The 20,675-nt window shown below is 60.8% G+C and carries 24 protein-coding genes and 1 pseudogene; 10 read left to right on the forward strand and 15 right to left on the reverse strand.

Translation table 11 applies throughout. The features are described from left to right. The first annotated feature begins 1 nt into the window (after position 1). Positions 2-2,551: a DNA ligase D gene (gene ligD, locus NKH12_RS13585; protein WP_352953578.1), complete on the forward strand. Its 2,550-nt coding sequence runs from the start codon at positions 2-4 to the stop codon at positions 2,549-2,551. Between the two features lie 31 nt (positions 2,552-2,582). On the opposite strand, the gene NKH12_RS13590 is transcribed toward ligD, so the two are convergent. Both NKH12_RS13590 and ku read right to left on the reverse strand, forming a co-directional pair. Next, positions 2,583-3,581 (reverse strand): ATP-dependent DNA ligase, encoded by a 999-nt coding sequence (locus NKH12_RS13590; protein ID WP_352953579.1) that lies wholly within the window; start codon positions 3,579-3,581, stop codon positions 2,583-2,585. Positions 3,582-3,664: 83 nt separating this feature from the next. Then, a complete protein-coding gene (ku, locus tag NKH12_RS13595) occupies positions 3,665-4,468 on the reverse strand; it encodes a non-homologous end joining protein Ku (RefSeq protein ID WP_352953580.1) in 804 nt (267 codons plus the stop codon). Between the two features lie 348 nt (positions 4,469-4,816). Between ku and NKH12_RS13600 the strand changes: the two genes are divergently transcribed. Beyond that, positions 4,817-5,506, forward strand: coding sequence for a phosphoribosyltransferase (locus tag NKH12_RS13600; protein ID WP_352953581.1), 690 nt, complete (start codon positions 4,817-4,819; stop codon positions 5,504-5,506). A gap of 187 nt (positions 5,507-5,693) precedes the next feature. Here NKH12_RS13600 and NKH12_RS13605 read toward each other — a convergent pair whose 3' ends face one another. From NKH12_RS13605 to NKH12_RS13615, 3 genes are all read right to left on the reverse strand, one after another. After that, positions 5,694-5,909, reverse strand: a complete 216-nt coding sequence (locus tag NKH12_RS13605) for a hypothetical protein (protein WP_127317242.1) — start codon at positions 5,907-5,909, stop codon at positions 5,694-5,696. Between the two features lie 16 nt (positions 5,910-5,925). Beyond that, a complete protein-coding gene (locus NKH12_RS13610; RefSeq protein ID WP_029356303.1) occupies positions 5,926-6,171 on the reverse strand; it encodes a hypothetical protein in 246 nt (81 codons plus the stop codon). A 237-nt stretch (positions 6,172-6,408) separates the two neighbouring features. After that, entirely contained in the window at positions 6,409-6,576 is a 168-nt protein-coding gene (locus NKH12_RS13615; RefSeq protein ID WP_352953582.1) for a hypothetical protein, read from the reverse strand. 473 nt (positions 6,577-7,049) lie between these two features. On the opposite strand from NKH12_RS13615, the gene NKH12_RS13620 reads away from it, so the two are divergent. Then, the gene (locus NKH12_RS13620) at positions 7,050-8,795 is read left to right on the forward strand and encodes a thiamine pyrophosphate-dependent enzyme (RefSeq protein ID WP_352953583.1); all 1,746 of its coding nucleotides are present in this window, start codon (positions 7,050-7,052) and stop codon (positions 8,793-8,795) included. A gap of 19 nt (positions 8,796-8,814) precedes the next feature. Here the strand turns inward: NKH12_RS13620 and NKH12_RS13625 are convergent, their stop codons facing one another. From NKH12_RS13625 to NKH12_RS13635, 3 genes are all read right to left on the reverse strand, one after another. Then, positions 8,815-9,129 carry a hypothetical protein gene (locus tag NKH12_RS13625; RefSeq protein ID WP_352953584.1) on the reverse strand — a complete coding sequence of 105 codons (315 nt, stop codon included), beginning with the start codon at positions 9,127-9,129 and terminating at the stop codon, positions 8,815-8,817. A 164-nt stretch (positions 9,130-9,293) separates the two neighbouring features. After that, the gene (locus NKH12_RS13630; RefSeq protein WP_352953585.1) at positions 9,294-9,542 is read right to left on the reverse strand and encodes a hypothetical protein; all 249 of its coding nucleotides are present in this window, start codon (positions 9,540-9,542) and stop codon (positions 9,294-9,296) included. A 140-nt stretch (positions 9,543-9,682) separates the two neighbouring features. Further along, positions 9,683-10,504: an SIR2 family NAD-dependent protein deacylase gene (locus NKH12_RS13635; RefSeq protein WP_502910791.1), complete on the reverse strand. Its 822-nt coding sequence runs from the start codon at positions 10,502-10,504 to the stop codon at positions 9,683-9,685. Positions 10,505-10,688: 184 nt separating this feature from the next. Between NKH12_RS13635 and NKH12_RS13640 the strand changes: the two genes are divergently transcribed. Then, positions 10,689-11,012, forward strand: a complete 324-nt coding sequence (locus tag NKH12_RS13640; RefSeq protein WP_352953587.1) for a hypothetical protein — start codon at positions 10,689-10,691, stop codon at positions 11,010-11,012. 262 nt (positions 11,013-11,274) lie between these two features. Here the strand turns inward: NKH12_RS13640 and NKH12_RS13645 are convergent, their stop codons facing one another. Both NKH12_RS13645 and NKH12_RS13650 read right to left on the reverse strand, forming a co-directional pair. Continuing rightward, positions 11,275-11,736 (reverse strand): GFA family protein, encoded by a 462-nt coding sequence (locus NKH12_RS13645; protein ID WP_352953588.1) that lies wholly within the window; start codon positions 11,734-11,736, stop codon positions 11,275-11,277. Between the two features lie 42 nt (positions 11,737-11,778). Then, on the reverse strand, positions 11,779-13,197 hold the full coding sequence (locus NKH12_RS13650; protein WP_352953602.1) for a coniferyl aldehyde dehydrogenase: 1,419 nt from the start codon (positions 13,195-13,197) through the stop codon (positions 11,779-11,781). 52 nt (positions 13,198-13,249) lie between these two features. On the opposite strand from NKH12_RS13650, the gene NKH12_RS13655 reads away from it, so the two are divergent. The 4 genes and pseudogenes from NKH12_RS13655 to NKH12_RS13670 all read left to right on the forward strand — a co-directional run bounded on the left by NKH12_RS13655 (position 13,250) and on the right by NKH12_RS13670 (position 15,846). Continuing rightward, on the forward strand, positions 13,250-13,861 hold the full coding sequence (locus tag NKH12_RS13655; protein ID WP_352953589.1) for a TetR/AcrR family transcriptional regulator: 612 nt from the start codon (positions 13,250-13,252) through the stop codon (positions 13,859-13,861). Positions 13,862-14,033: 172 nt separating this feature from the next. Then, a pseudogene (locus NKH12_RS13660) lies at positions 14,034-14,453 on the forward strand (ATP-binding protein); the annotation flags it as partial. Between the two features lie 240 nt (positions 14,454-14,693). After that, positions 14,694-14,921 (forward strand): hypothetical protein, encoded by a 228-nt coding sequence (locus NKH12_RS13665; protein ID WP_352953590.1) that lies wholly within the window; start codon positions 14,694-14,696, stop codon positions 14,919-14,921. After that, positions 14,914-15,846 carry a YihY/virulence factor BrkB family protein gene (locus NKH12_RS13670; protein WP_352953591.1) on the forward strand — a complete coding sequence of 311 codons (933 nt, stop codon included), beginning with the start codon at positions 14,914-14,916 and terminating at the stop codon, positions 15,844-15,846. Before NKH12_RS13665 ends, NKH12_RS13670 begins: the two co-directional genes overlap by 8 nt. A gap of 361 nt (positions 15,847-16,207) precedes the next feature. Here NKH12_RS13670 and NKH12_RS13675 read toward each other — a convergent pair whose 3' ends face one another. From NKH12_RS13675 to NKH12_RS13685, 3 genes are all read right to left on the reverse strand, one after another. Continuing rightward, on the reverse strand, positions 16,208-17,131 hold the full coding sequence (locus NKH12_RS13675) for an NAD(P)/FAD-dependent oxidoreductase (RefSeq protein ID WP_352953592.1): 924 nt from the start codon (positions 17,129-17,131) through the stop codon (positions 16,208-16,210). A gap of 85 nt (positions 17,132-17,216) precedes the next feature. Beyond that, complete coding sequence (locus tag NKH12_RS13680) at positions 17,217-17,690, reverse strand: DUF2269 family protein (protein WP_352953593.1); 474 nt, start codon at positions 17,688-17,690, stop codon at positions 17,217-17,219. Next, on the reverse strand, positions 17,690-18,976 hold the full coding sequence (locus tag NKH12_RS13685) for an SDR family oxidoreductase (protein WP_352953594.1): 1,287 nt from the start codon (positions 18,974-18,976) through the stop codon (positions 17,690-17,692). Before NKH12_RS13685 ends, NKH12_RS13680 begins: the two co-directional genes overlap by 1 nt. A gap of 55 nt (positions 18,977-19,031) precedes the next feature. Here NKH12_RS13685 and NKH12_RS13690 point away from each other — a divergent pair, with 55 nt between their 5' ends. Beyond that, positions 19,032-19,316, forward strand: coding sequence for a DUF2934 domain-containing protein (locus NKH12_RS13690; RefSeq protein ID WP_352953595.1), 285 nt, complete (start codon positions 19,032-19,034; stop codon positions 19,314-19,316). A 49-nt stretch (positions 19,317-19,365) separates the two neighbouring features. Further along, on the forward strand, positions 19,366-19,497 hold the full coding sequence (locus tag NKH12_RS13695) for a hypothetical protein (protein ID WP_352953596.1): 132 nt from the start codon (positions 19,366-19,368) through the stop codon (positions 19,495-19,497). 61 nt (positions 19,498-19,558) lie between these two features. Here NKH12_RS13695 and NKH12_RS13700 read toward each other — a convergent pair whose 3' ends face one another. Beyond that, positions 19,559-19,777, reverse strand: a complete 219-nt coding sequence (locus tag NKH12_RS13700) for a hypothetical protein (RefSeq protein WP_352953597.1) — start codon at positions 19,775-19,777, stop codon at positions 19,559-19,561. A 260-nt stretch (positions 19,778-20,037) separates the two neighbouring features. Beyond that, positions 20,038-20,675 (reverse strand): histidine kinase dimerization/phosphoacceptor domain -containing protein (locus NKH12_RS13705; protein ID WP_352953598.1); only part of this gene is annotated, 638 nt, incomplete at its 5' end.

Here is a 20,675-nt window from a genome sequence, read left to right on the forward strand (position 1 = left end):
GATGGCGCTCGAGACCTACCGCAAGAAGCGCGATTTTTCGGTGACCCCGGAGCCGCAGGGCCGCAGGGCGCCGAGGACCGGCAACAGCTTCGTCATACAGAAGCATGATGCCACCCGACTCCATTACGATTTTCGTCTCGAAATGGACGGAGTCCTGAAGAGCTGGGCCGTCACAAAAGGGCCGAGCCTGATCCCCGGCGAGAAGCGTCTTGCCGTTCATGTCGAGGACCATCCTTTGGAATATGGCGGTTTCGAAGGCACCATTCCGAAGGGCGAATACGGCGGCGGCACCGTTATTCTTTGGGACAGAGGCACCTGGACACCGATCGGCGACGCGCATCGCGGCTATGCCAAAGGCCATCTCGACTTCGAACTTCACGGCGAGAAGCTGGGCGGCCGCTGGCATCTTGTGCGGATGGCCGGAAAGCCGCGGGAGAAGCGCGAGAACTGGCTGTTGATCAAAGGGGACGACGCCGCCGCGCGCACCGAAGACGACCCCGATATTCTGGACGAGCGGCCGGAATCCATTGCGACCGGCCGCAAGATCGAGGACGTCGCCGGCGAAGAGCCCGGCTGGTCGTCGAAGACGGGGGGCATTCGCAAGCGCCGCGGCGGCCGCACAGGGGCCGCTCCACCGGAAGAGCCGCCTACCACCGTCAGCGTTCCGGAGCCGTCAAAGATCAAGGGTGCCAGGAAGGCAGCGCTTCCCGATTTCGTCGAGCCGACGCTGGCGACCCTGGTCTCGCCCGCGCCGTCCGGCGAACGCTGGCTGCACGAGATCAAATTCGACGGCTACCGGCTGCAGGCCAGGATCGAAGCCGGCCGCGTCAAACTGTTGACGCGGAGCGGTCTCGACTGGACGAAGAAATTCGGAAAGGCGGTCGTTTCGGCGCTGGCCGATATCCCTGTCGGAACGGCGCTGATTGACGGTGAACTCGTGGTCGAGACGTCTGCCGGCGCATCGGATTTCTCCGAGCTGCAAGCCGATCTCAGCGAGGGCCGCAGTGACCGCTTTCGCTTGTACGTCTTCGATCTGCTCCATCTCGATGGGTACGATCTGCGCGACGTTGCGTTGATCAGGCGCAAGGAATTGCTGGAAAAGCTCATCGGCGGCGATAACGGCATCGTCAGCTACAGCGGACATTTTGAGGAGGATGGCGCCCTGGTCCTGCAACACGCCTGTCGGCTGAGCCTGGAAGGCGTCGTCTCCAAGCTTCGCGATGCGCCTTACCGCTCGGGCCGCAGCAAGAACTGGGTGAAGTCGAAATGCTCGGCGCGGCAGGAATTTGTCGTGGCCGGCTATGTCCCCTCGACAACCTCGCGCAACGCGATCGGTTCGCTTGTCCTGGGTGTCTATGACGACGGCAAGCTTCATCATGTCGGGCGCGTCGGCACCGGCTACACGGCAGCGGTCGCCGAGGGCCTCTTCAAGAAGCTCGAGCGGATACGCATTCCGTCGAGCCCGTTCGACGAGCGGCTCACCCCCGAGGAGGCTCGGCAAGCCCGCTATGTCAGGCCGGAACTCGTCGCCGAAGTCGAGTTCCGGGCCTGGACTGCCGACGGCAATCTGCGCCACGCCTCGTTCCGCGGATTGCGCGAAGACAAGCCGGCGAAGGAGATCGTCCGCGAAACGCCGAAGACGAACAAGGCAGCACCCAAACCTCAGCGCCGAACCGTCAAGCTCACCCATCCCGACCGCCTCTATTGGCCGGACCAGGGCGTGACCAAGGAAGGTCTCGCCGACTATTATGCCGAGGTGTGGCGCTATGCGTCGCCCTACATCGTCGGCCGGGCACTGGCATTGCTGCGATGCCCCAGCGGTATTTCGGGCGAGCGGTTCTTCCAGAAGCACGCCTGGAAGGGTCTCAACCCCAACATCGTGCTGGTCCACGACCCTAAGGATCCGCCCGATGAGCGGCTGATCAGCATCAATGATCTCGATGGGCTGATCGGTCTCGTCCAGTCGGCGGCGCTGGAGATCCACCCCTGGGGCTCGATGGTGAGCGATTGGGAGCGTCCGGACACGATCATCATGGACCTCGACCCCGGCGAAGGCGTGAGTTGGGAGGCGGTGATCGAAGCCGCCGTTGAGACCCGCAACCGGCTGAGACAGGCAGGCCTTATCCCCTTCATCAAGACCTCCGGCGGCAAGGGTCTGCACGTCGTGGCGCCGTTGAAGCCGAAAGCGGAATGGCCTGATGTAAAAGCATTCACCAAGGCGATAGCCGACTCCATGGCCGCCGACAGCCCCGGCCGCTACGTCTCGACCATCACAAAATCCAAACGGCGCGGAAAAATCCTGGTCGATTATCTGCGCAACCAGCGCGGTGCGACGGCGGTCGCACCCTATTCGACAAGAGCACGACCGGGTGCGGCGGTGTCGATGCCGCTTGCCTGGGACGAACTCGGCCCCGGCATCGGACCGGCCTATTTTACCGTCGAGAACACGCCGACCCGGCTTGCGTCGCTATCGTCGGATCCCTGGCAGGATTTCCGAGCGGCCGCAGCACCGATCGAGGACCGTGCACACCGGCGCAAGAAAGCGGCTTGAAAACCGTATACGGAGCACGCACCGCAGGCACTCAGGCGATCTGCTTAAACGTGCATTGTTTCGGTGCCTTGTCCGGCCGCCAGCGCAGGAACTTGGTGCCATGCCGGAAACGGTCGCCGGTGACGTGATCGAAGCGTACTTCGACCACCAGTTCGGGCCGGACCGGCTCCCATTCGCCGCTGCGCTCGGTGCTCCAGCGGCTCGGCCCGCCCGGCGCTTTTCCGGTGAAGCCGGGTGGCTGGCGCATGGCTTCGAGTTTGCGGGTAAGCTCGGCCCTGTCGTCCTTGGCAATGGTCGAGGTGAAACCGACGTGATCGAGCTTGCCGGCCTCATTGTACAGACCCAGCAGCAATGACCCGACCTGCCGGCTGTTGCTGAGGTAGCGAAAGCCGCCGACCACGCAATCGGCCGACCGCAACCGCTTTACCTTCACCATCGCGCGCACCCCCGGCTGGTAGGGACCGTCCAGCCGCTTGGCGACCACGCCGTCTGTCGCCCCTTGTCCGGCATTCCCTAACCAGGAGCGGGCTTCCTTCACATCGCGCGTACAGTGCGAAAGCACGATGTTCCTGCGGTTTGCCGAAGCGACGAAAGCCTCAAGGATCGCTCGCCGTTTTTTCAGGGTCCGCGCCAACCAGACGGTTCCGTGCTCATCGCAGAGCATGTCGAATAGGACGATGCGAGCCGGGGTTTCGGCGGACAGCTTGCGGATCCTGCTCTCGGCGGGATGAAGCCGCATCTGGAGCGCGTCGAACGAAAACTTGCCGTCGACCGAGATGACGATTTCACCGTCGACGACAAAACGGCGCGACGGTAGTTCCTTCAATGTCTCGACGAGTTCGGGAAAATAGCGTCCGAGCGGCTTGCCTGACTTTGCACGCAACTCCACCGCATCATCCTGCCGAAATGCCAGGCAGCGAAAACCATCCCATTTGCGCTCGTATTGCCATCCGTCTCCTTCGGGAATCGCATCGGCCGCCTTGGCCTCCATCGGAGGCGTATCGAGCGGCAGGAGGAAATCGCGGGTCATCGGCGGGTGCTGTCGAAAGCAGGATCGCGGGGTATGACCTTCATTGTGCAGCCTTTGTCCCGACCGAGCCTGCTCCCAGGCGCCTATTTTCGCTTTCCGGTTTCCGAGCCGAGGCTCTTGCGCAGCGCATCCATGATGTTGATCACGTTGCTTGGCGGTTGCTCGGCCTTGGCCTTCGCCTTGGCTGGATGCTTCTTGCCCTTCTTCTTCGAGGCAATGATCTCCAGCAGCCGCGCCTGGACGGGATCTCCGGTCATGGCGGGATCCCACTGCCTGGTTCGCTCATCGATCAAGGTCGAGACCATATCCATCAGTTTCGGGTCGGGTTTGGCGTCTTCGATCTTGCCGAAATAATCCTCAGGATCGCGAACCTCGTCGCCATAGCGCAGTGTCCACAGCACGATGCCCTTGCCTCGTGGTTCAAGCATGACGGCGCGCTCGCGGCGGTACATGACCAGTCGCGATATTCCGACTGTCCCTGTCGACTGCATCGCGTCGCGAATGACCGAGAATGCTTCCTCCCCGACCGGATCGTCAGGGGTGAGATAGTGAGGCTTGTCGTACCAGATCCAGCCGATGCTGTCGGCATCGACGAACATGTCGATGTCGATGGTTCGCGTGCTCTCCAGCGCGACTGCGTCGATCTCATCGTCCTCGAGCAGCACGTATTCGTCCTCGCCGCGCTGATAGCCCTTGACCTCGTCGTCTTCAGCAACGGGCTTGCCGCTGACGGCATCGACATATTGGCTGACCACCCGATGCCCGCTCTTGCGATTGAGCGTATGGAACCGGACCTTTTCGCTCTCGGTGGTAGCGGGCGTCATCGCAACCGGACAGGTCACGAGCGAAAGCTTCAGATAGCCTTTCCAGAAAGGGCGTGGCGCCATCGGGAACCCCGGCAGGTTTAAAACAGTCGAACGCATCAAGGTGATCGATTGTTCCAGCAGCGCTCGCCGTCCCGGCCAAGGCTGGCGAGCAAGATCGCTTCTCTTCGACCGCCGAGAGGACCTGACGTTAGCCGATGCCGTCGAATTCATCATTTTTCCGGTTCGAGAAGGAACCGATGAGCGCAAGCGCAGTTCGGACAGACAATAGCTCGCCGGCAGCAAGGACCATGTCAATGTCGGAAGCGATCCGGATCGCAATCAGGGCTCCATTGTCGGGAAATGCGGCAGCGCTTGGCGCCGAGATGAAGCAGGCGATCGAGCTCGCGGTCGAGGAGCAGAAGTGACGCCATGATCTTCGACGCGCCGAGATTCAGGGATCGAACGGCTGCAGGGCGCCAGCTTGCCGCCGCCTTGACCGGGTTTGCGGCAACCGATCCTCTGGTGCTGGCGCTGCCGCGCGGCGGAGTGCCGGTCGGCTTCGAAGTGGCGAAGGCACTCCGTGCCCGGCTCGACGTGCTGCTTGTGCGCAAGATCGGCGCGCCGGGCCATTCCGAATATGGCATCGGCGCGGTCGTCGACGGGGAAAATCCGCAGCTCGTCCTCAACGAGGAGGCGATGGCTTTGGTCCAGCCGTCAGACGACTACGTCGAAGCAGAGAAGCGGCGGCAACTGCTCGAAATAGAACGCCGCAGAAATCTCTATTTCGGCAGCCGGCCTGCGGCTTCGGCCCTGGGCCGGACTGTCATTGTCGTCGATGACGGCATAGCGACCGGAGGCACGGTCAGAGTGGCGCTCAAGGCGTTAAGGAAGGATCGGGCCGCGCATGTTGTCTTGGCCGTTCCGGTAGCACCCCAGGATACGCTCGACCTGGTAAAAGCCGATGTGGACGAAGTGGTCTGTCTCGCCACGCCCGAGCCGTTTGTTGCGGTGGGCCGGTATTACGAGGATTTCGCGCAGACCACGGACGCGGAGGTGATCCGGCTGCTGCGTGAGGCAGAGCAGTTCGAGAGCAAATCGTCGATGGGATCTGCCGGCTAGAGCGGGATGTTTTAGCTGAACCGGGCATCCCGCTCTAACGAACTCAAAATAATCGCGCCATCCGTTAGAGCCGCTTTTCAGTGGCGAATTGGGCCTGAGCCGTACCGCGCCCCTCCCCTTGAGCTCGTCAGCACCCTGAAAGGAAGGCCGAGGGGCACACCACCGCTCCCATACAGAGAGTGAGCCGTCAGTCCCGCAAACGATTGGCAGCGTGATCCTGGCGCTGCTCAGTTGCGACCTGCTTGGAATCCAGACCGCGTTCCTTCGTATGCTGAGCCTTGTCGCGGTTGGACAGGATTTGGTTTTCTTCGAGCTTGTCTTTTGGGGTTGTGGTCATGGCACCTGTACCAGAACCCTTTCCCCGTGCACCCGCTCCGATGTGCTTCTTGCTACCTTTTGCCATAGGCTTGCTCCAATTCTCAGTCGTCGGGACGGTTCTTGTGATGAACGCTCTCCTGATTTTCTCCGCGAAGGATGTTGCGATCGTCAGGGTCAACAAGGTCGGGTGTCTTGGACCTGATTTCCGATCCCTTGCGCAGCGCTTCACGTTCCGCTGCTGATCGCTTCAGATCCGCCTCCGCGTCGAAATCCTTGCCGGCGCCCTTGGTGTTCTCCCGCTTTTCAATGATGCGCAATTGCTGCTCATGGGTCCTGCGTCCAGCCATTGGTTCCTCCAAGATGCCTTGCGTTCGATTTGAGGCCCAGACCGCTGGCGGCATCATCGACTTGCCGGATTGCGAGGCCACGGCCCTTGCCGAAGCGGACCACTCGTGGGCCACCACGATCTGAGCCTGTCCTTATGGCGATAATGGCAGGGCGGCGGGATCGTTCCGAAATGACGGTCGAATAAACGTCCATCGCTCATCGACTCCGGGCTGCTCATCCGCATCTGCCATGATCCGTCAATCTTTCTCCTCCTCCTCGCGGTACAAGCGCTCGGTCGCCTGCTCGCTCTCCCTGCGTTCTGCGGGACCGCGACGACGTCGCGTGAGGAGTGCGTAGGCGATCAGGATTGCCAGTATCAGGGGACCGCCTGCAACGACGAGCAACCACATGCTGTTCTCAAACATGCAACATCTCCTTTCCCTCACAACCGAGAAGGCGCCATAACCGTTCCTGGACTCTGCCGCCAATCTCCAGCAATTAGCCAATCGACCACGCGAGCTTGCGATTGCTGCGAGCGAATCCTTGCTTTGTGACGGCAGTTATGCTATTGATCTGGCGATGGTGCTGATTTGCGCCAGCGACCCGCCGCCGGCGGGTTTTTTGTTTTTCGGCGCCATCTTGATCTCGCCGTTAGCCCACTTCCGACAGCCCGAGTGCTGGCTTGAACTCCGGGCCCTTGGGGCGTCTTGCCAAGCAGAAGCCGCGGCGCGGCCTCTCAGCAGCCGCTGCCGATCGCAACGCTGCCGTTCCGATGGAACATCCCGGCATCTCCGTCGTTCGGCGACTGATCGCCGATGTCCACGCCTGACGCCACTCCACAGCGAGGCGTAAAGCTGCAGGCCCAGGACAGAACTTACCAGACACACAGGAGGCAACCATGCCCAACACTGCCGAGATCCTTGTCGACACCTTGATCGCCTGGGACGTGCGCGTGATCTTCGGCCTGCCGGGGGACGGCATAAACGGTATCATGGAGGCGCTGCGCACAAGGCAGGACAAGATCCGCTTCGTACAGGTGCGGCACGAGGAATCCGCGGCCTTCATGGCAACGGCCTATGCCAAATGGACCGGCAAGCTCGGTGTCTGCCTCGCCACGTCAGGGCCAGGAGGCACTCACCTGCTCACCGGCCTTTACGACGCAAAACTCGACCAGGCGCCGGTCCTTGCCATAACCGGCATGCAGTTCCATGACCTGATCGAGACATTCACGCAGCAGGATGTCGATCTCACCCGCGTTTTCAACGACGTCGCCATCTTCAACACGCAAGTGACCGACGCAGCGCATATGGAAAACGTTGCCGGCCTGGCCTGTCGTTCCGCGCTTGCGGGACGCGGCGTCTCCCATCTCTCGATAGCCAGCGACGTCCAGGAACAGACGTCGGCAAAGCGCTCGCCCCGTAACCTTCCAAGACACACAGCCGAACGGTGGTTCGAAGCGGACAAGCGACCCGACGAAGCCCAGCTTGCTCTTGCAGCTGACATTCTCAACACTGCCTCAAAGGTGGCGATACTCGCCGGGCGCGGTGCGCTGCATGCGCAGGCCGAACTCGAGAGGACGGCGGAACTCCTCGCCGCACCCGTCGCTAAGGCTTTGCTCGGCAAAGCCGTCCTGCCGGACGATCACCCGCACGTCATGGGCGGAATAGGCATATTGGGCTCGCTGACCTCGCAGGAGATCATGGAGGAATGCGAGGCGCTGCTGATCGTCGGCTCGACCTTCCCCTACATCGAATACTATCCCAAGCCCGGCAAGGCGCGCGGCGTGCAGATCGACCGCAACGCGCAGCGCATCGGCCTTCGCCATCCCGTCGAGGCTGGTCTCGTCGGCGATGCGGCCATCACGCTGCAATTGCTCAATGAAAGGCTGAAGCCAAAGCAGGACAGATCATTTCTTGAGAACGCGCAACAGAGCTTACAGCGTTGGCGCAAGATGATGGCTGAGGCGGAAAGCCGGGACGACGTGCCGCTCAAGCCGCAACGCGTCGTCAAGGCGTTCGGCGACCGAATGCCGGCCAATGCGATCCTGGCTAGCGATTCCGGTCAGAACACCGAACTTGCCGCCCGTCATATCGATATCAAGGCAGGACAGGATTTCGCCGTCTCCGGCTCGCTGGCATCGATGGCCTGCGGGCTGCCCTACGCGATTGCCGGCGGGATCGCCTTTCCGGGCCGGCCGGTTTTCGCGGTGGTGGGCGATGGCGGGCTGGCAATGCAGCTTGGCGAATTTTCAACGGCCGTGCGCTACAAGATTCCGCTCAAGGTTCTGGTGATCAAGAACAACATGCTCAACCAGATCGCCTGGGAGCAAATGATGTTTCTCGGCAACCCGCAATTTGCCTGCGAGCTACAGCCGATCGATTTCGCCTTGGCCGCGGAGGCTATGGGAGGCATCGGCTACAGCGTCACCCGGCCTGAGGACGTCGATGGGATCCTTGATGCCGCTTTTGCCGCGGAAGGTCCTGTGATCATAGAGGCGGTCGTCGACGCGTATGAACCTATGCTGCCGCCGCGCATGCCGGACGAATATCGCAAGAACATGCGCACAGCGCTGCGGCAAACGCCAGGCCGTAAAGAGATCGAAGCAAACCTCGCTCGGGAGCCGCTGAAGACAATGATGGGCTGACTGCAGGTTCCCTGGCCGGTCAGCCCTTGACGTAGGCGCCTGGCTGGCGGCGGCTCTTCGCAGCCTTAGCGTCCTTGGAACGCTCAGCGATCGACGGACCGGCGCCGGATGTCTTTTCGGTCGCGGCACTGGGCGTGGACTGACTGGGCGGGTTTTGCCCTTCGGACTGACGGGTCTTGTCCTCCACCTCGTCCCTCGACGGTGTCAGCCCCATCCCGCCGGCAGGCTTCTTGTTGGCGGCCGCCTCTTGGGAAAATTGATCCGACGCGTCGGCATCTTTCTTGGCCGGGTACTTGGTCGCACCATGTTCGTAACGGGTCTCGTTTTTAGTCATGGCGTCTCTCCGATTGCCTCATCATAGCGTTAAACAGACCCCTGACGGCCGGGTTCCAACTGCCGCCAGTGCTCCCCACTGCGGCATATGCGACATCGCAAGCAGACGCGGCACCCGCTGGCGCGGCTGCCGATATTCGGCAACGCTCAGGCGTCCTGCGGCAGTCAGGCCTCTTGCCATGGCGTGTGCAGGATATCGGCGCCCGGCTGCTCGTCGAACAGGACCGCGCAGCCGCGTCCCCACGCCACCGGCGACAGGGCATTGGCCACTACTTCGTCCGGCGAGATGAAATCCCCGGTCAGCACGCGCAACTCTTCCACGGCTTTGGCCATCGACACCAAACGCCCTACGGCGCGGCCGGTCGTGCAGGCATCGATGACGGAAACGAGATCGATCATATCGAAGTGGCCCATTATAGGCCTCCGCAAACAACATCCCTTCCCGGCTATGAACGCCGCAGCGATCGACAATGTTCCCGGCGGGGCCGAATAGAGCGACGCTCCGAATTTGCCGTCACCCGTTCGGCTTCAAGCGCGGTGCATCATATCGCCTTTCAGGTGTTGTCTATCGCGTCCTTGAGCTTGCTCAGGAATGCCACCAGAGCATCCTCCGGCCGCTCGGCCGCCTCGGTCAGCATGTCGATACCCCAGCGTCCGAGGACCGCTTCCTGGATGACGCTCGGTTGCGGCATGAAGACGAACGATTTCGGACGGTTCTTTTCGTAGCCGGACCGGCGCCAGGTTTCCCAAAGCCGATACAGCAACAGGCGGATGTTCATGTCGGACATGCTGTAACCGATGAACAGGATAGTGCGCCCCAGTGCGTCGGCACGAAACTTCACATCCAGCGGCGACTCGAACGACAGCCGCTCGAAATAGTCGGACTCCGCCAGGACCAGAGATGCATCGTCGTCGAAATCGCCGTGGTATTTGATGATCTGGGTAACCTCGCCGTTCACCTTGGCGATATCCTTGGCATTGGCAACTTTTACGAACGGGCGGTCGTGGACTTCGAACGCAACCTCAAGGTTCCGATCATAGTTGGTGGTGTAGATGATCGGGAAATCGAGTGACACGATCAGCTTGTGGATCGCCGATCCCTTGACTTTTTCCCGCGAGACGCTCCATTCGCGATCCATCCAGCTGCGCAAGGGGCCGAGACTCCCATGCTTCAGCCGGTAATATTCGGCAAGAGCCTGGTAGCTGGGTTCAGGCATGTCGGCCATGTCGCGGTCGAGACCGAGTTCATCCTCCATATGCTCGATGAGCTTTTCCCAGGACGGCAGGCCGACGCTCATCGACACCCCCGCCCCAACGAACAAGATCGCTCGTCGCTCTTTCACGGATTGAGCCAGTTGCTCGAGTGCAGACGGCATAGCCAACTCACCAGGCGATGATCCGACACAACTGCGAAAGGCCTTCTCTGTTCCGGAGAGGCCCGGATCGTCGCCAAATGTGTCCAGCAAATGGGGTGTGCTCAGAAATGGGGTGTGTTTAGCAAATCGGGCGCAGACTGGAACCGCTGGGGCAGATCAAAGTTTGGTTGCCAGGGAGACCGTGATGGCCGCACGACGAGATCAGACGCCCGCCAAAGCGAGAGGCGATATTCAGGCCGGGGCGACACAGGATAAAACCCCGGGGTTCGACCCTGCCGCTGCACCTGAAGAGACCGACGCAGAAGCGGCAGATGTGCCAAATCCTGCTGGCGAGGCTCGTCCACGGCGACAGCCAGAGTTCGCGAATGAAGCAAGCTTTGCCAATGCGATGCGGCCGGTGGAAAGCAAGCCTGGTCTTCAGCCTGGCAAGAACTGGCCGGTGCTGGTGATTGCCGCAGTCGTTCTCGTAGCGGCCGCGGTCTTCGTGCTAGCAGCCATGCTGCGCTAGCGAGGTAGGGTTCGAGAGCTTATCGGCCCTCGAACATGAAACGGGCACAGATATACGTGAGCCGTCCCCCGTGAACTTCGGTAAGGATCTGGGCGGATCCCCGCGCTGCCATGTCACGCCCAAAAGCATAGCTCAGTTCGGTGAGCGCCGTGATGAACCTAACCGATCTTGCCGAAGAACCAGCCGATGGTGCCGCAGGACAGATGCCGAACAGCGCCGAGCCATCACGTGGATGGCCACCCAAATAAATCGACTCGGCACATCACAAGCCACTCATGATCAGCTTCCCGATCGCCAACTCGCTCGCGAAATAGCCGCTGTATTTGGGCACGCTATCGGGCATCTCCAGCACACGACGGTGATAGAACATGTCGATCCGAACCGGCGGCAGCCCGGCCTCGGGCTCGAAAGTGCTGGCCGGGATGAACATCACCTTGAACGGCCCGACGCCCGCAACCTCCACAACCGGCTTGCCGCAGGTCCGGCAGACCCCGCGATTGAAGTTCGGAGGCGGACGGTATTTCTTGAATGAAATATTGCCGGCGTTTCTCAGCACGACATCCTTGGCGCGAACGGCGACCACATCCGCGAACGGTTTGCCGTTGAAAGCCTGGCAGATCAGACAGTGGCACCGGAACCTGGCTTTCGGCGAGGTATGCACCTCGAACGAGCAGGCGCCGCATTCGCATGAGCCGCGTAGCGGCAACGATGGGTCGGTGGTCATGTGCTGATGCTCTCTCGGCTTCAGTGGGAAACGGAATTCCGATCACCGAAGCATCATGTTGAGGATGGTATCGATCGGCTGTCTGAACGGGGCGTGTAGCAGGTTGGAGAGGTTCCAGCGACCCTGCTCATAGATCCCCTTGGCATGGCTGAGGGTACGGAAACCCTCGACGCCGTGGTAAGCGCCCATGCCGCTGGCCCCGACGCCGCCGAACGGCAAGTCATCCTGGGCGATGTGCATGATCGTCCCGTTGATAGTGACGTTGCCTGAGGTTGTTCGGCTCAGCACCATGCGTCGGTCTTCATCATCGGCCCCGAAATAGTAGAGCGCGAGTGGCCGGGGTCGGACGTTCACATAGGCGATCGCTTCTTCGATGTCGCGGTAGGGAAAAATCGGCAGGATCGGGCCGAAGATCTCCTCATGAGCAATGCGCATGTCGTTTGTGACGCCGAGGACGACGGTTGGCGCCAGCGTGTCGGGGCGACGGGATGCATCGCCAGGCCGGTTGCCGACCTCGATGATCCGCGCTCCTGTGGAACGGGCATCGTCGATCAGGCTCTGAAGCCGGGCATAATGCCGCTCGTTGATGATGGAAGTATAGTGTTCACTCCTCGGCCCGTCCGCATAGAAGGACGTCACTTTCCGCCCATACGTCCCGACAAACGAGTCGACGTCGTTTTCGTGGACGAGTGCGTAATCGGGGGCGATGCACGTCTGGCCGGCGTTGAGTAGTTTGCCGAAAGCAATGGACGCCGCCGCCCGGTCGAGGGAGTGGCCTTTGGCGACGATGCTAGGCGATTTGCCCCCCAGTTCAAGGGTGACCGGGACAAGGTTGTCGCTAGCGGCCTTCATCACCGACCGTCCCACCGCGGTGCTACCGGTGAACACGAGATGGTCGAACGGCAAGGCAGAGAATGCCACCCCTGCGGCCGCATCGCCGGTGACGATCGCGAACTGGTCCTCGGGGAAGACCTCGCCCAGCATCTTCGCGAGCAGCGAATTGGTGACGGGTGTAAACTCCGAAGGTTTCAGCATCACCCGGTTCCCGGCGGCGATGGCCGTTACGACCGGCATCAGCGCGAGGTTCACCGGATAGTTCCACGGCGACATGACGCCGACGACGCCAAGCGGCTGATATTCGATGCGAGCGTTGCCCATTCGCATATGCAGGGCGACGTGGCGGCGGGTCGGCGCCATGAATTTGCGAAGGTTTCGGATCAGATACTTCGTGCCCTCGGCGACCCCTCCGACCTCCATGATCGCCGTTTCGTGCCTAGAGCGATGCCCGAAATCGGCATTGATGGCATCTTCGATCGCTTTGCGGTGCCCGATGATCGTGGCCCTGAACTTGGCCAGATCAGCGCGTCGCTGCGCCAGCGAAGGCGCTCCGTCCCGCAGGAAGGCAGCACGCTGACTGGCGAGGAGACTGCCTAGCCGATCCGCGTCGGTGATTTTTGCGATTGCCTTAAGTAGCCACTGTCAACAATGTATTCACAAGAAACTTTGAGGTACTATGCAGGACGCACCCAACCGCCCCTATCACCACGGTGATCTCCGTCGTGCGGTTATCGAGACGGCGTTGGATATGCTTCGGGAGGAAAAGGGCTGGCAGTTCACGCTGCGGGAAGTCGCCCGCCGGGCTGGCGTAAGCCACGCGGCACCCTACAAGCACTTCCCCGATAAGGCGGCGCTGCTTGCGGAGATCGCTATGATTGGGTTCGACCGGTTGCGCGCGTCCTTAGCGGCTGCGAAGCCCAAGGCGGCCAAAACTCTGCGCGACGAAATTACTCCGATAGCTCGTGCCTACGTCGCGTTCGGAACGGACAACCCGGCTCTGTACCGCCTGATGTTTAGCGCGGAGGAGGGAAAGGCGGTGGGAATGCATCTCAATGAGCGGGCGCTGGCGGTATTCGATGTTCTCCTCGAAATCCTCCGGCGCGGCCAGGCCGCGGGGAGCATTCGCAAGCGGCCTATAGAAGGTCAGGCGGCAGCCGCCTGGGGACTCGTCCACGGCATGACCATGCTTGCGATCGATGGGCTCCTGGTGCCCGAGAAGGTGGGATCGGCGCCCTTGGATGCAGCCTTGAGCACGCTGGTGGAGGGGCTGGGGAACCCAGCAACATGACACTAGCTGGCGCCATCCCGTTCGCCGTATAATCCCCCTACCATACATCTGTGCCTCTTTATTCGTACCCGAAGGCATTGTGCGCATCGGTCGCGGCTATCGCAGCCTGGCCGAAAGCGACTGCGATCTGGTTCAGGGCCTTGACCAGGTCGCCGATGGCGTACACCCCCTCCTTGGGGTTTATCTCAGTCAGATCGCATCAGGCGTCATGCGTTCACACGCAGGAGAGGGTATTCGCCTCGATCTGAAAGTGGATGCCTACCCGGTGTCAGTGAATGTCGCCATGCCGACCGGGCTGGTTGTGAACGAACTCCTGACCAATGCGGTCAAGCATGCCTTTACTGGCCGCGAGGGTGGAACAATAACGTTGCATAGCACCGCCGACAGCAAAGGTTCCCAAGTGATCATTGCCGACGGCAGCGTTGGACTTCCTCCGGGCGCCGAATGGCCAAAGCGCGGAAAGCTCGGGACCTTGGTGGTCGAGGCGCTGCGCGAGAATGCGAAGGCGGGAGTGACGGTCGAATCGCCTCCAGGGAAAAGAATGCGCGTGACGATTAGATTTACGCGCGAGGCCGCTGCGCCGGAAGGCTGAGGGTTACGCCAGGAAGAGCGTGTACCAAGGCGCCGCAAGGTTCCGCCTTCGGCAAGCCGGTGAGCCCGCTGCGCCAAGCGGGCGAGGCCGCCGCTCCGGTCTGTTAATCTACGAAGAATGTGCGACCAGGCCGAGGCGCCATTATCGACCAGGCGCAGATCGAGATACTCCTTAGGCGAGACGTCGTCTGATTCTTGGCCAGTCGTGCCCCTCCACCGATCGGTCGCTTCGTTAATCACGATGCAACGTAATGAAATGTGGCGTGTTTTCGTACTGCAACTTCTTCTGATTGGCGGCATCGAGCAAGAGGCAAGCATGGGAGCGAAAACCGATTTCGAACCTTGTGATCACGACTGGTTCCCCGATACCAAGATGCAAAAGAGCTTGCGAACGCGACGAAATGACCTGCGCGGCGAAAACTCTAATGGCGATTCGTTGAATCTAGCGAGCGACAAACGTCATGTCTGAAAGTGCGGGCGGTCATAAGCATTCGGGCATTCTCAGCGATCAGCCGGCGGATTTGGTGAGCGGGAGTGGCTGGATCGCGGCTCGGGCAGTTGTGCGTGAGGCCTTGCTCCGGCTCTGGGACGACGAGGTGTTTTCGCTCGCCGGAAATATCGCTTTCCGTGCGGTTCTGGCGATGTTTCCGTTTCTCATTTTTGTCAGTTCGCTAACTGCCTTCATAGGCGATCCGAGCATGGCTAATCGCCTTATAGAATTCCTCATTGGGATTGTTCCGGCTCCCTTGGTGGGCACCTTGGTCGAAGAGGTTCGCGCGGTCTTAACGGTAAGACGCGGTGGAGTCGCAAGTATTGGTGTCCTGCTGACTATCTGGTTTGCAGTCGGAGGGGTCGACAGTGTTCGCGTGGGACTGAACCGCGCCTACGACATCAGGGAGCACCGGTCGACGCTAGCAATCTTTGCGCTTCAAGTTGTGGTGGTGATTGGAGGCGCACTGGTATTTGTGGCAGTCGCCTACCTTCTGGTATTGGCCCCGCTCGTGGGTTCAGCAGCGCATCGGCTCGTGCCGCGCTTCGAGCCTGCCTTCTTCACCCTTGATCTGGTGAGGTACCCTTCTGCGGCGACAATCCTGACAATAGCCGTGTTCGCGGCACATCTATTTCTACCGGCACGTCGCACCCGGTTCTCTAGTCTTTGGCCAGGCGTGCTCTTCACCGTCGTAATATGGATGGGATTGACAGGTGCCTTTTCGTTATATCTTGCGCGTTTCGCCAATTATGCGAGCTATTATGCAGGGTTGGCGGGCGCTATTGCTGCGTTGTACTTTCTCTATCTCGCTGCGCTGGTTCTGATATTCGGAGGTGAGATCAATCGAGCAATGAGGATCAGGCGCTTGGCACGGGCGATGATCAAACCGTCTCCCCCGACTTAAGCAGTGACGGCGACAACTCTTGATAATTAACTGAGCCTGGGCCTCCACGATCGCCAAGGATCGTGTTCCGCCGCGATATCGACGATTGGTATGGCCAGCAGCGTTGGTGAATTTCCATTCTCGTCCGCTTCCGATCGATCCGGGAGCGGACGAGCTACTAGGCGGTGGGTCACGTCAAATGACTGGACGGGGTAAGGAGGGTGTACGGAATGAGAGACCCTTCGAGCCTGCGGAACAACATGCAGCCAGGCGCTCGTTCTAACAAGCCTTTGATGCACGGAGGCCTCAGCCGTTCACCGGAGACGTTATCGCAAAACCGCTGCACTTTGCGCGACATGCATTAGCAGGGTACGTTCCAGAGCTATTCGTACCCGAACGCAAAATCATTGTGCGCATCTGTCGCGGCTATCGCAGCCTGGCCAAAGGCGACTGCGATCTGGTTCAGGGCCTTGACCAGGTCGCCGATGGCATACACCCCATCGACCGAAGTCCGCTGGTGCTTGTCGACGACGACATAGCCCTCGTCGCAGCATTTGACGCCCATTGCCAGTGCGAGTTCGGAACGCACCTGGCATCCCATCGCCGGATAGATGACGTCGAAATGTCGCACCTCGCCGTCCTTGAGGACGGCCTGGTAGCCGCTGTCGGTGGGAACAAACTTCTTGAACGCGTCGCAAATAGCAATGTTCTCTTCCATGGCGACGCGCCGTGTGGTGGTGGAAAAATCGGGAAGATAGCGTGCGAGCATTGTGACGTGCTGCGTGTATTGCTTGAGGAACAAGGCCTCTCGCAGTGCCCTCGCCTCGTGGCCGATGACCGCGACCTGACGATCTATGACTTCGTAGCCGTCACAAACCGGGCAGAGGCGTACGCTGCCTCTGGCGATGGCCTCGCGCAGACGCGGAATTGCAGGCACGACGTCGACGATACCTGTCGCCAGGAATACCTTGCGGGCGACGATCCGCCCCGTGTTTGTCTCGGCGCCAAACCCGCCTACGGTCGGCTCGATCGATGATGCCTGGTCTTGCACCAGTGTCGCTCCGTATTCGGCAGCCTGGGCGCGAAGGCGTTTCAAAAGATCGGGGCCGCTGACCCCTTCCGGAAATCCGGGGCAGTTACGGCTTTGCGCAATCAGCATCGCGCGCGACTCACCCGCGTCGACCACGACGACCCGATGACGGAACCTGCCGAGATAGATAGCGGCCGCCAGCCCCGCAGGTCCGCCGCCAACGATGAGCACATCCGCTTCAGTCGCGGATGAGGCTGAATGTCGGCGTTTGCGCACGGGTTGATCCATCCGCGCCGAACGCACTGATGCGAAAGATGTTCCAGCACCGAATCCAAGCCGCGATATCTGTCGCGGCAAGGCCTTACCATTCGATCGCCGGTCGCGCGATCATCAGCCAGAAAATCCCGAGGACGGCAGCAAAGGCGGGAAAGCCAAAGGCGAACCACATCCAGAAAAGCCTGATATACCGGGCCGGCAGCGGAGCCCCCGCTTTGGCGGCTTCGGACGCCAGATTGCGCATCTCCATCTGCATCCATACCACCGGCAGCCAGAACACACCGGTGACGATGTAGAGCGCGATGGAAAGCACGATCCAGCCTTCGGAGAGCGAGTAACCCGCCAGCCAGGCGAGCGCGACGCCGGTTATCGGCTGCGCCACGACGGCAGTTGCCGTGAAGAGAAAGTCGGCCACCACTACGATGCGCGCCACTGCCGCAATTGTTGCTGCATTGCCGGTCCTGTGGGCGAGAAGCATGAAGAAGGCAATGCCGGCGCCGGTGCCAAGCAGCACGCTGGCACCGATGACATGCAGGTACTTTAGCACGAAATAGAGCATCAGCGCTCCTCCAGGATTGCCAAGGCAACAAAGTGAAGGACGATGATCGGCAAGACCTTCAGGAACGGCCCAAGCGGTTCGTTCCACAGGTCCGGGCGCAGGAAAGTCCCCACGACCAGATAGAACAGCGAGAGCGCGATGCCAGCGTAGAGGCCTTTTCGCGCCGTTGGCCGCCAGGCAATGAGAGCGCCGACGATGACGTCGGCAAGAGCGCCGGCGATCACGGCAGGCGCCGACAACATGCCAGCCCCCGTGCTTTGCATGAGGCCGATGCCGTTGCCGTAGCCAGTGGTCAGCGACACAATCCCCGTCATGATCCAGAAGAACGGCAGGACGACGAAGATTGCAGGCTTGGCGAAATAAAGCCCGGCGAACCATTTCTCCTGCACCGTTGCCGGATTGAGCGCGAGGAACTGTGCCAGGCTTTGTGGCTGCATGCCGGTCAGGGACATCCAATGCGATGGATCTCCGACCGCCCCTCGCGTGATCTCCCTCGCGGCATTGGTGCGCATTGGAGGCCGCCAGCCGAGCATCGCGGCAAGATCGCCGAGGCGGTAGAGAAGCCGCGCAACCCATCCAGGCAGGACAAGCCTGGCTGCCGGAGCCCAGCCGAGCCAACGGCGGAAAATGCCGACAATCTCGTCCATGGACAGCTGCTCGGGACCGGCAAGTTCCAGCGCCATACGAGACGGACTGCCGGGATTGAGAAAGAAAAGCACCGTCGAGACCACATCCTCGAGTTGCACGACCTGTAGCAAGCCGGTATCGGGCATTGACGGCAGGACCGGCAGCGAGGCCAGACCGCGAAACAATGCACTGGCCCCAAACACAGGCCGGCCGAGCACCACGGAAGGGCGAAGGATTATCCATTCCAGATCAAGTGCCATGAGGGCCTGATCGCCAGCATATTTCGTCGCCGAGAAGGACGAAGGCTGTGCCTGATCGACACCCATTGCCGAGAAGTGGATTACCTTGGCAACGCCGGCCCGCGCGCAGGCGCGAAAAAGAGCCGACGCCGCATCGCGATGAACTTGCCCGGTCTTTTCGCGAGGGCTGTCCTGCAGAACCCCGGCACAGTTCACGACGGCATCGATGCCGGTCAGATGCGGCAGCCAATCCTCAGGGCGTAGCGCGGTCGCCATGCCCAGCACCAATGTCTGGTAGTCGCGGGCTGCATTTGCCCGAGGGCTACGGACGATGCCGACCACCTGATGTCCTTCGGAAACGAGGCGGGCGCAGACCGAAGCGCCGATCAGGCCGGTGGCGCCAACAACGAGAATTCTCATCGACAGATCTCCGGGTGCCTGAGGTATATTGTTCATTCTACTCTCTGGCTTGCGAATGTTCGACGTGCCCTTTCGCGCGGGAACTGCCCGGCCGTGCGGAACAACCACCGATCGCGGAATTAGGCATCAAGAGGCCGATCATGGACGCATTAGGCGGCGAGCCCATGGAGTCTGGGAGCGTGAAGGCCGTCCAGAAGGGCGGGAGCGCGAGCATTGGGATCAGGCCGTACAAGAGATCGAGGCAGAGGGTTCCGAGGCAGAACGTAGACCGGTCGTGCCTGACCCGACCGTTGGCGCCGGATCCGAACCCGACACGGGCAGCACCGAGCCCTCGAGGTAACGGCCAGCCGATGTCTTGACCGGCTGTTCGGCACGGAAGGAAAAATGCCATGCCTCGTACCATCCCGTGGATCGTGATCGTACTGGCGGTGCTCTTCATCGGTTGGCTATTGTTCGACCAGACCGGCCGGACCAGCGACGGAGCTCAGCCTACGCCCCATGCCATAGTCCAGGATGGATGACGACGGCAGTTGAACTCGATTCAGGGCAGGATCTGCACGGTTTCGAAGTGGCGATCCTCGCCTAAGTCGATTGGACGGAATCCTCATTCCTGTACTCGTGAATGAGGCCAAGGATTTGCGATCGGACTAGTTCGCGAGCCTCGGGCTGAACGAACGGCATCAAGCGTTCGACCCGCTCCTCGACCTTCTCGGGAAGATCCGCAGCAGGATCGACGAGGTCGTTACCGTGGGCGTAGAGATTCTCCGTCAGTTTTTTATCGAGGTCAGAAAAAATACCCATTGATCTGCTCCAAGCCAGCTTCTCTGCTTAAATTGAAGGCTGACGAAAACGTTCCCCGGTTGATCGATCACAACAGGCGCTTTTCCGGCCGAAACGCTGGGGCTAGTCCAGCTCTAGTGGTAGAAATCTGACGCTTTGGTGCCTGATGCGGTTTACCTGTTCCGGCCCAAAACGGAAGTTCGCTTCCGCTCAGTCGAACTGGCCTTGCAGCGTAACATCTGTCGAGCAGCAGCACTTCAGATGGATTTAGAGCGGAGTTGTCAGCTTTCTGCCTCGGATCGCTTAAAGGTGATAGTGACCGCCGTCCCTTCGCCAGCACTCGATTTGACGTCGAACTGCGCCTTGGCATTCTCGGCTAACGAGCGGGCGATCAGCGCGCCAAGCTTGCCGGGCTTGGGCCATGACTCGCCCTCCGGCAGGCCGATACCATCGTCGGCAACGATGACCCGGCAGCCGTCGCCATCTACGACGCTGTGCAGCGTTATCGTACCTCCCTCACGCCCTCGGAACGCATGCTTCAAAGCGTTGGTGAGCAATTCGTTCACGACCAGTCCCGCAGGCATGGCAACGTTGATCGACACCGGATATGTGTCCACTTTCATGTCGAGGCGAATACCCTCTACGGCATGCGAAGTCATCACCGCGGACGCAATCTGGCTGAGATAGACGCCAAGGTCGACTTCATCCTTCTGTTCGTCGGCCGATAACGCCTGGTAGAGCATCGCCAGAGCGTCGACACGCCCGGCGAGCCTCTCAAACCGCTTCTGATCGGGCTCCGTGGCGTTGCGGGTTTCGAGACGGATCAACGCCGTGATCATCTGGAGGTTGTTCTTCACCCGATGCTGGAGTTCGCGCAGCAGCGTGTCCTTCTCGCGAACGAGCTCTTCCACCGAGCGCC

This window comes from Mesorhizobium sp. M1322, from assembly GCF_040318085.1.
In the GTDB taxonomy this organism is placed as follows: Bacteria; Pseudomonadota; Alphaproteobacteria; order Rhizobiales; family Rhizobiaceae; genus Mesorhizobium.

Excerpts from the sequence above, each read along its gene's own strand:
- ligD (WP_352953578.1), top strand. The coding sequence starts at position 2 with ATGGCGCTCGAGACCTACCGCAAGAAGCGCGATTTTTCGGTGACCCCG.
- NKH12_RS13590 (WP_352953579.1), bottom strand. The coding sequence starts at position 3,581 with ATGACCCGCGATTTCCTCCTGCCGCTCGATACGCCTCCGATGGAGGCC.
- ku (WP_352953580.1), bottom strand. The coding sequence starts at position 4,468 with ATGGCGCCACGCCCTTTCTGGAAAGGCTATCTGAAGCTTTCGCTCGTG.
- NKH12_RS13600 (WP_352953581.1), top strand. The coding sequence starts at position 4,817 with ATGATCTTCGACGCGCCGAGATTCAGGGATCGAACGGCTGCAGGGCGC.
- NKH12_RS13605 (WP_127317242.1), bottom strand. The coding sequence starts at position 5,909 with ATGGCAAAAGGTAGCAAGAAGCACATCGGAGCGGGTGCACGGGGAAAG.
- NKH12_RS13610 (WP_029356303.1), bottom strand. The coding sequence starts at position 6,171 with ATGGCTGGACGCAGGACCCATGAGCAGCAATTGCGCATCATTGAAAAG.
- NKH12_RS13615 (WP_352953582.1), bottom strand. The coding sequence starts at position 6,576 with ATGTTTGAGAACAGCATGTGGTTGCTCGTCGTTGCAGGCGGTCCCCTG.
- NKH12_RS13620 (WP_352953583.1), top strand. The coding sequence starts at position 7,050 with ATGCCCAACACTGCCGAGATCCTTGTCGACACCTTGATCGCCTGGGAC.
- NKH12_RS13625 (WP_352953584.1), bottom strand. The coding sequence starts at position 9,129 with ATGACTAAAAACGAGACCCGTTACGAACATGGTGCGACCAAGTACCCG.
- NKH12_RS13630 (WP_352953585.1), bottom strand. The coding sequence starts at position 9,542 with ATGGGCCACTTCGATATGATCGATCTCGTTTCCGTCATCGATGCCTGC.
- NKH12_RS13635 (WP_502910791.1), bottom strand. The coding sequence starts at position 10,504 with ATGCCGTCTGCACTCGAGCAACTGGCTCAATCCGTGAAAGAGCGACGA.
- NKH12_RS13640 (WP_352953587.1), top strand. The coding sequence starts at position 10,689 with ATGGCCGCACGACGAGATCAGACGCCCGCCAAAGCGAGAGGCGATATT.
- NKH12_RS13645 (WP_352953588.1), bottom strand. The coding sequence starts at position 11,736 with ATGACCACCGACCCATCGTTGCCGCTACGCGGCTCATGCGAATGCGGC.
- NKH12_RS13655 (WP_352953589.1), top strand. The coding sequence starts at position 13,250 with ATGCAGGACGCACCCAACCGCCCCTATCACCACGGTGATCTCCGTCGT.
- NKH12_RS13665 (WP_352953590.1), top strand. The coding sequence starts at position 14,694 with ATGCAACGTAATGAAATGTGGCGTGTTTTCGTACTGCAACTTCTTCTG.
- NKH12_RS13670 (WP_352953591.1), top strand. The coding sequence starts at position 14,914 with ATGTCTGAAAGTGCGGGCGGTCATAAGCATTCGGGCATTCTCAGCGAT.
- NKH12_RS13680 (WP_352953593.1), bottom strand. The coding sequence starts at position 17,690 with ATGCTCTATTTCGTGCTAAAGTACCTGCATGTCATCGGTGCCAGCGTG.
- NKH12_RS13685 (WP_352953594.1), bottom strand. The coding sequence starts at position 18,976 with ATGAGAATTCTCGTTGTTGGCGCCACCGGCCTGATCGGCGCTTCGGTC.
- NKH12_RS13690 (WP_352953595.1), top strand. The coding sequence starts at position 19,032 with ATGTTCGACGTGCCCTTTCGCGCGGGAACTGCCCGGCCGTGCGGAACA.
- NKH12_RS13695 (WP_352953596.1), top strand. The coding sequence starts at position 19,366 with ATGCCTCGTACCATCCCGTGGATCGTGATCGTACTGGCGGTGCTCTTC.
- NKH12_RS13700 (WP_352953597.1), bottom strand. The coding sequence starts at position 19,777 with ATGGGTATTTTTTCTGACCTCGATAAAAAACTGACGGAGAATCTCTAC.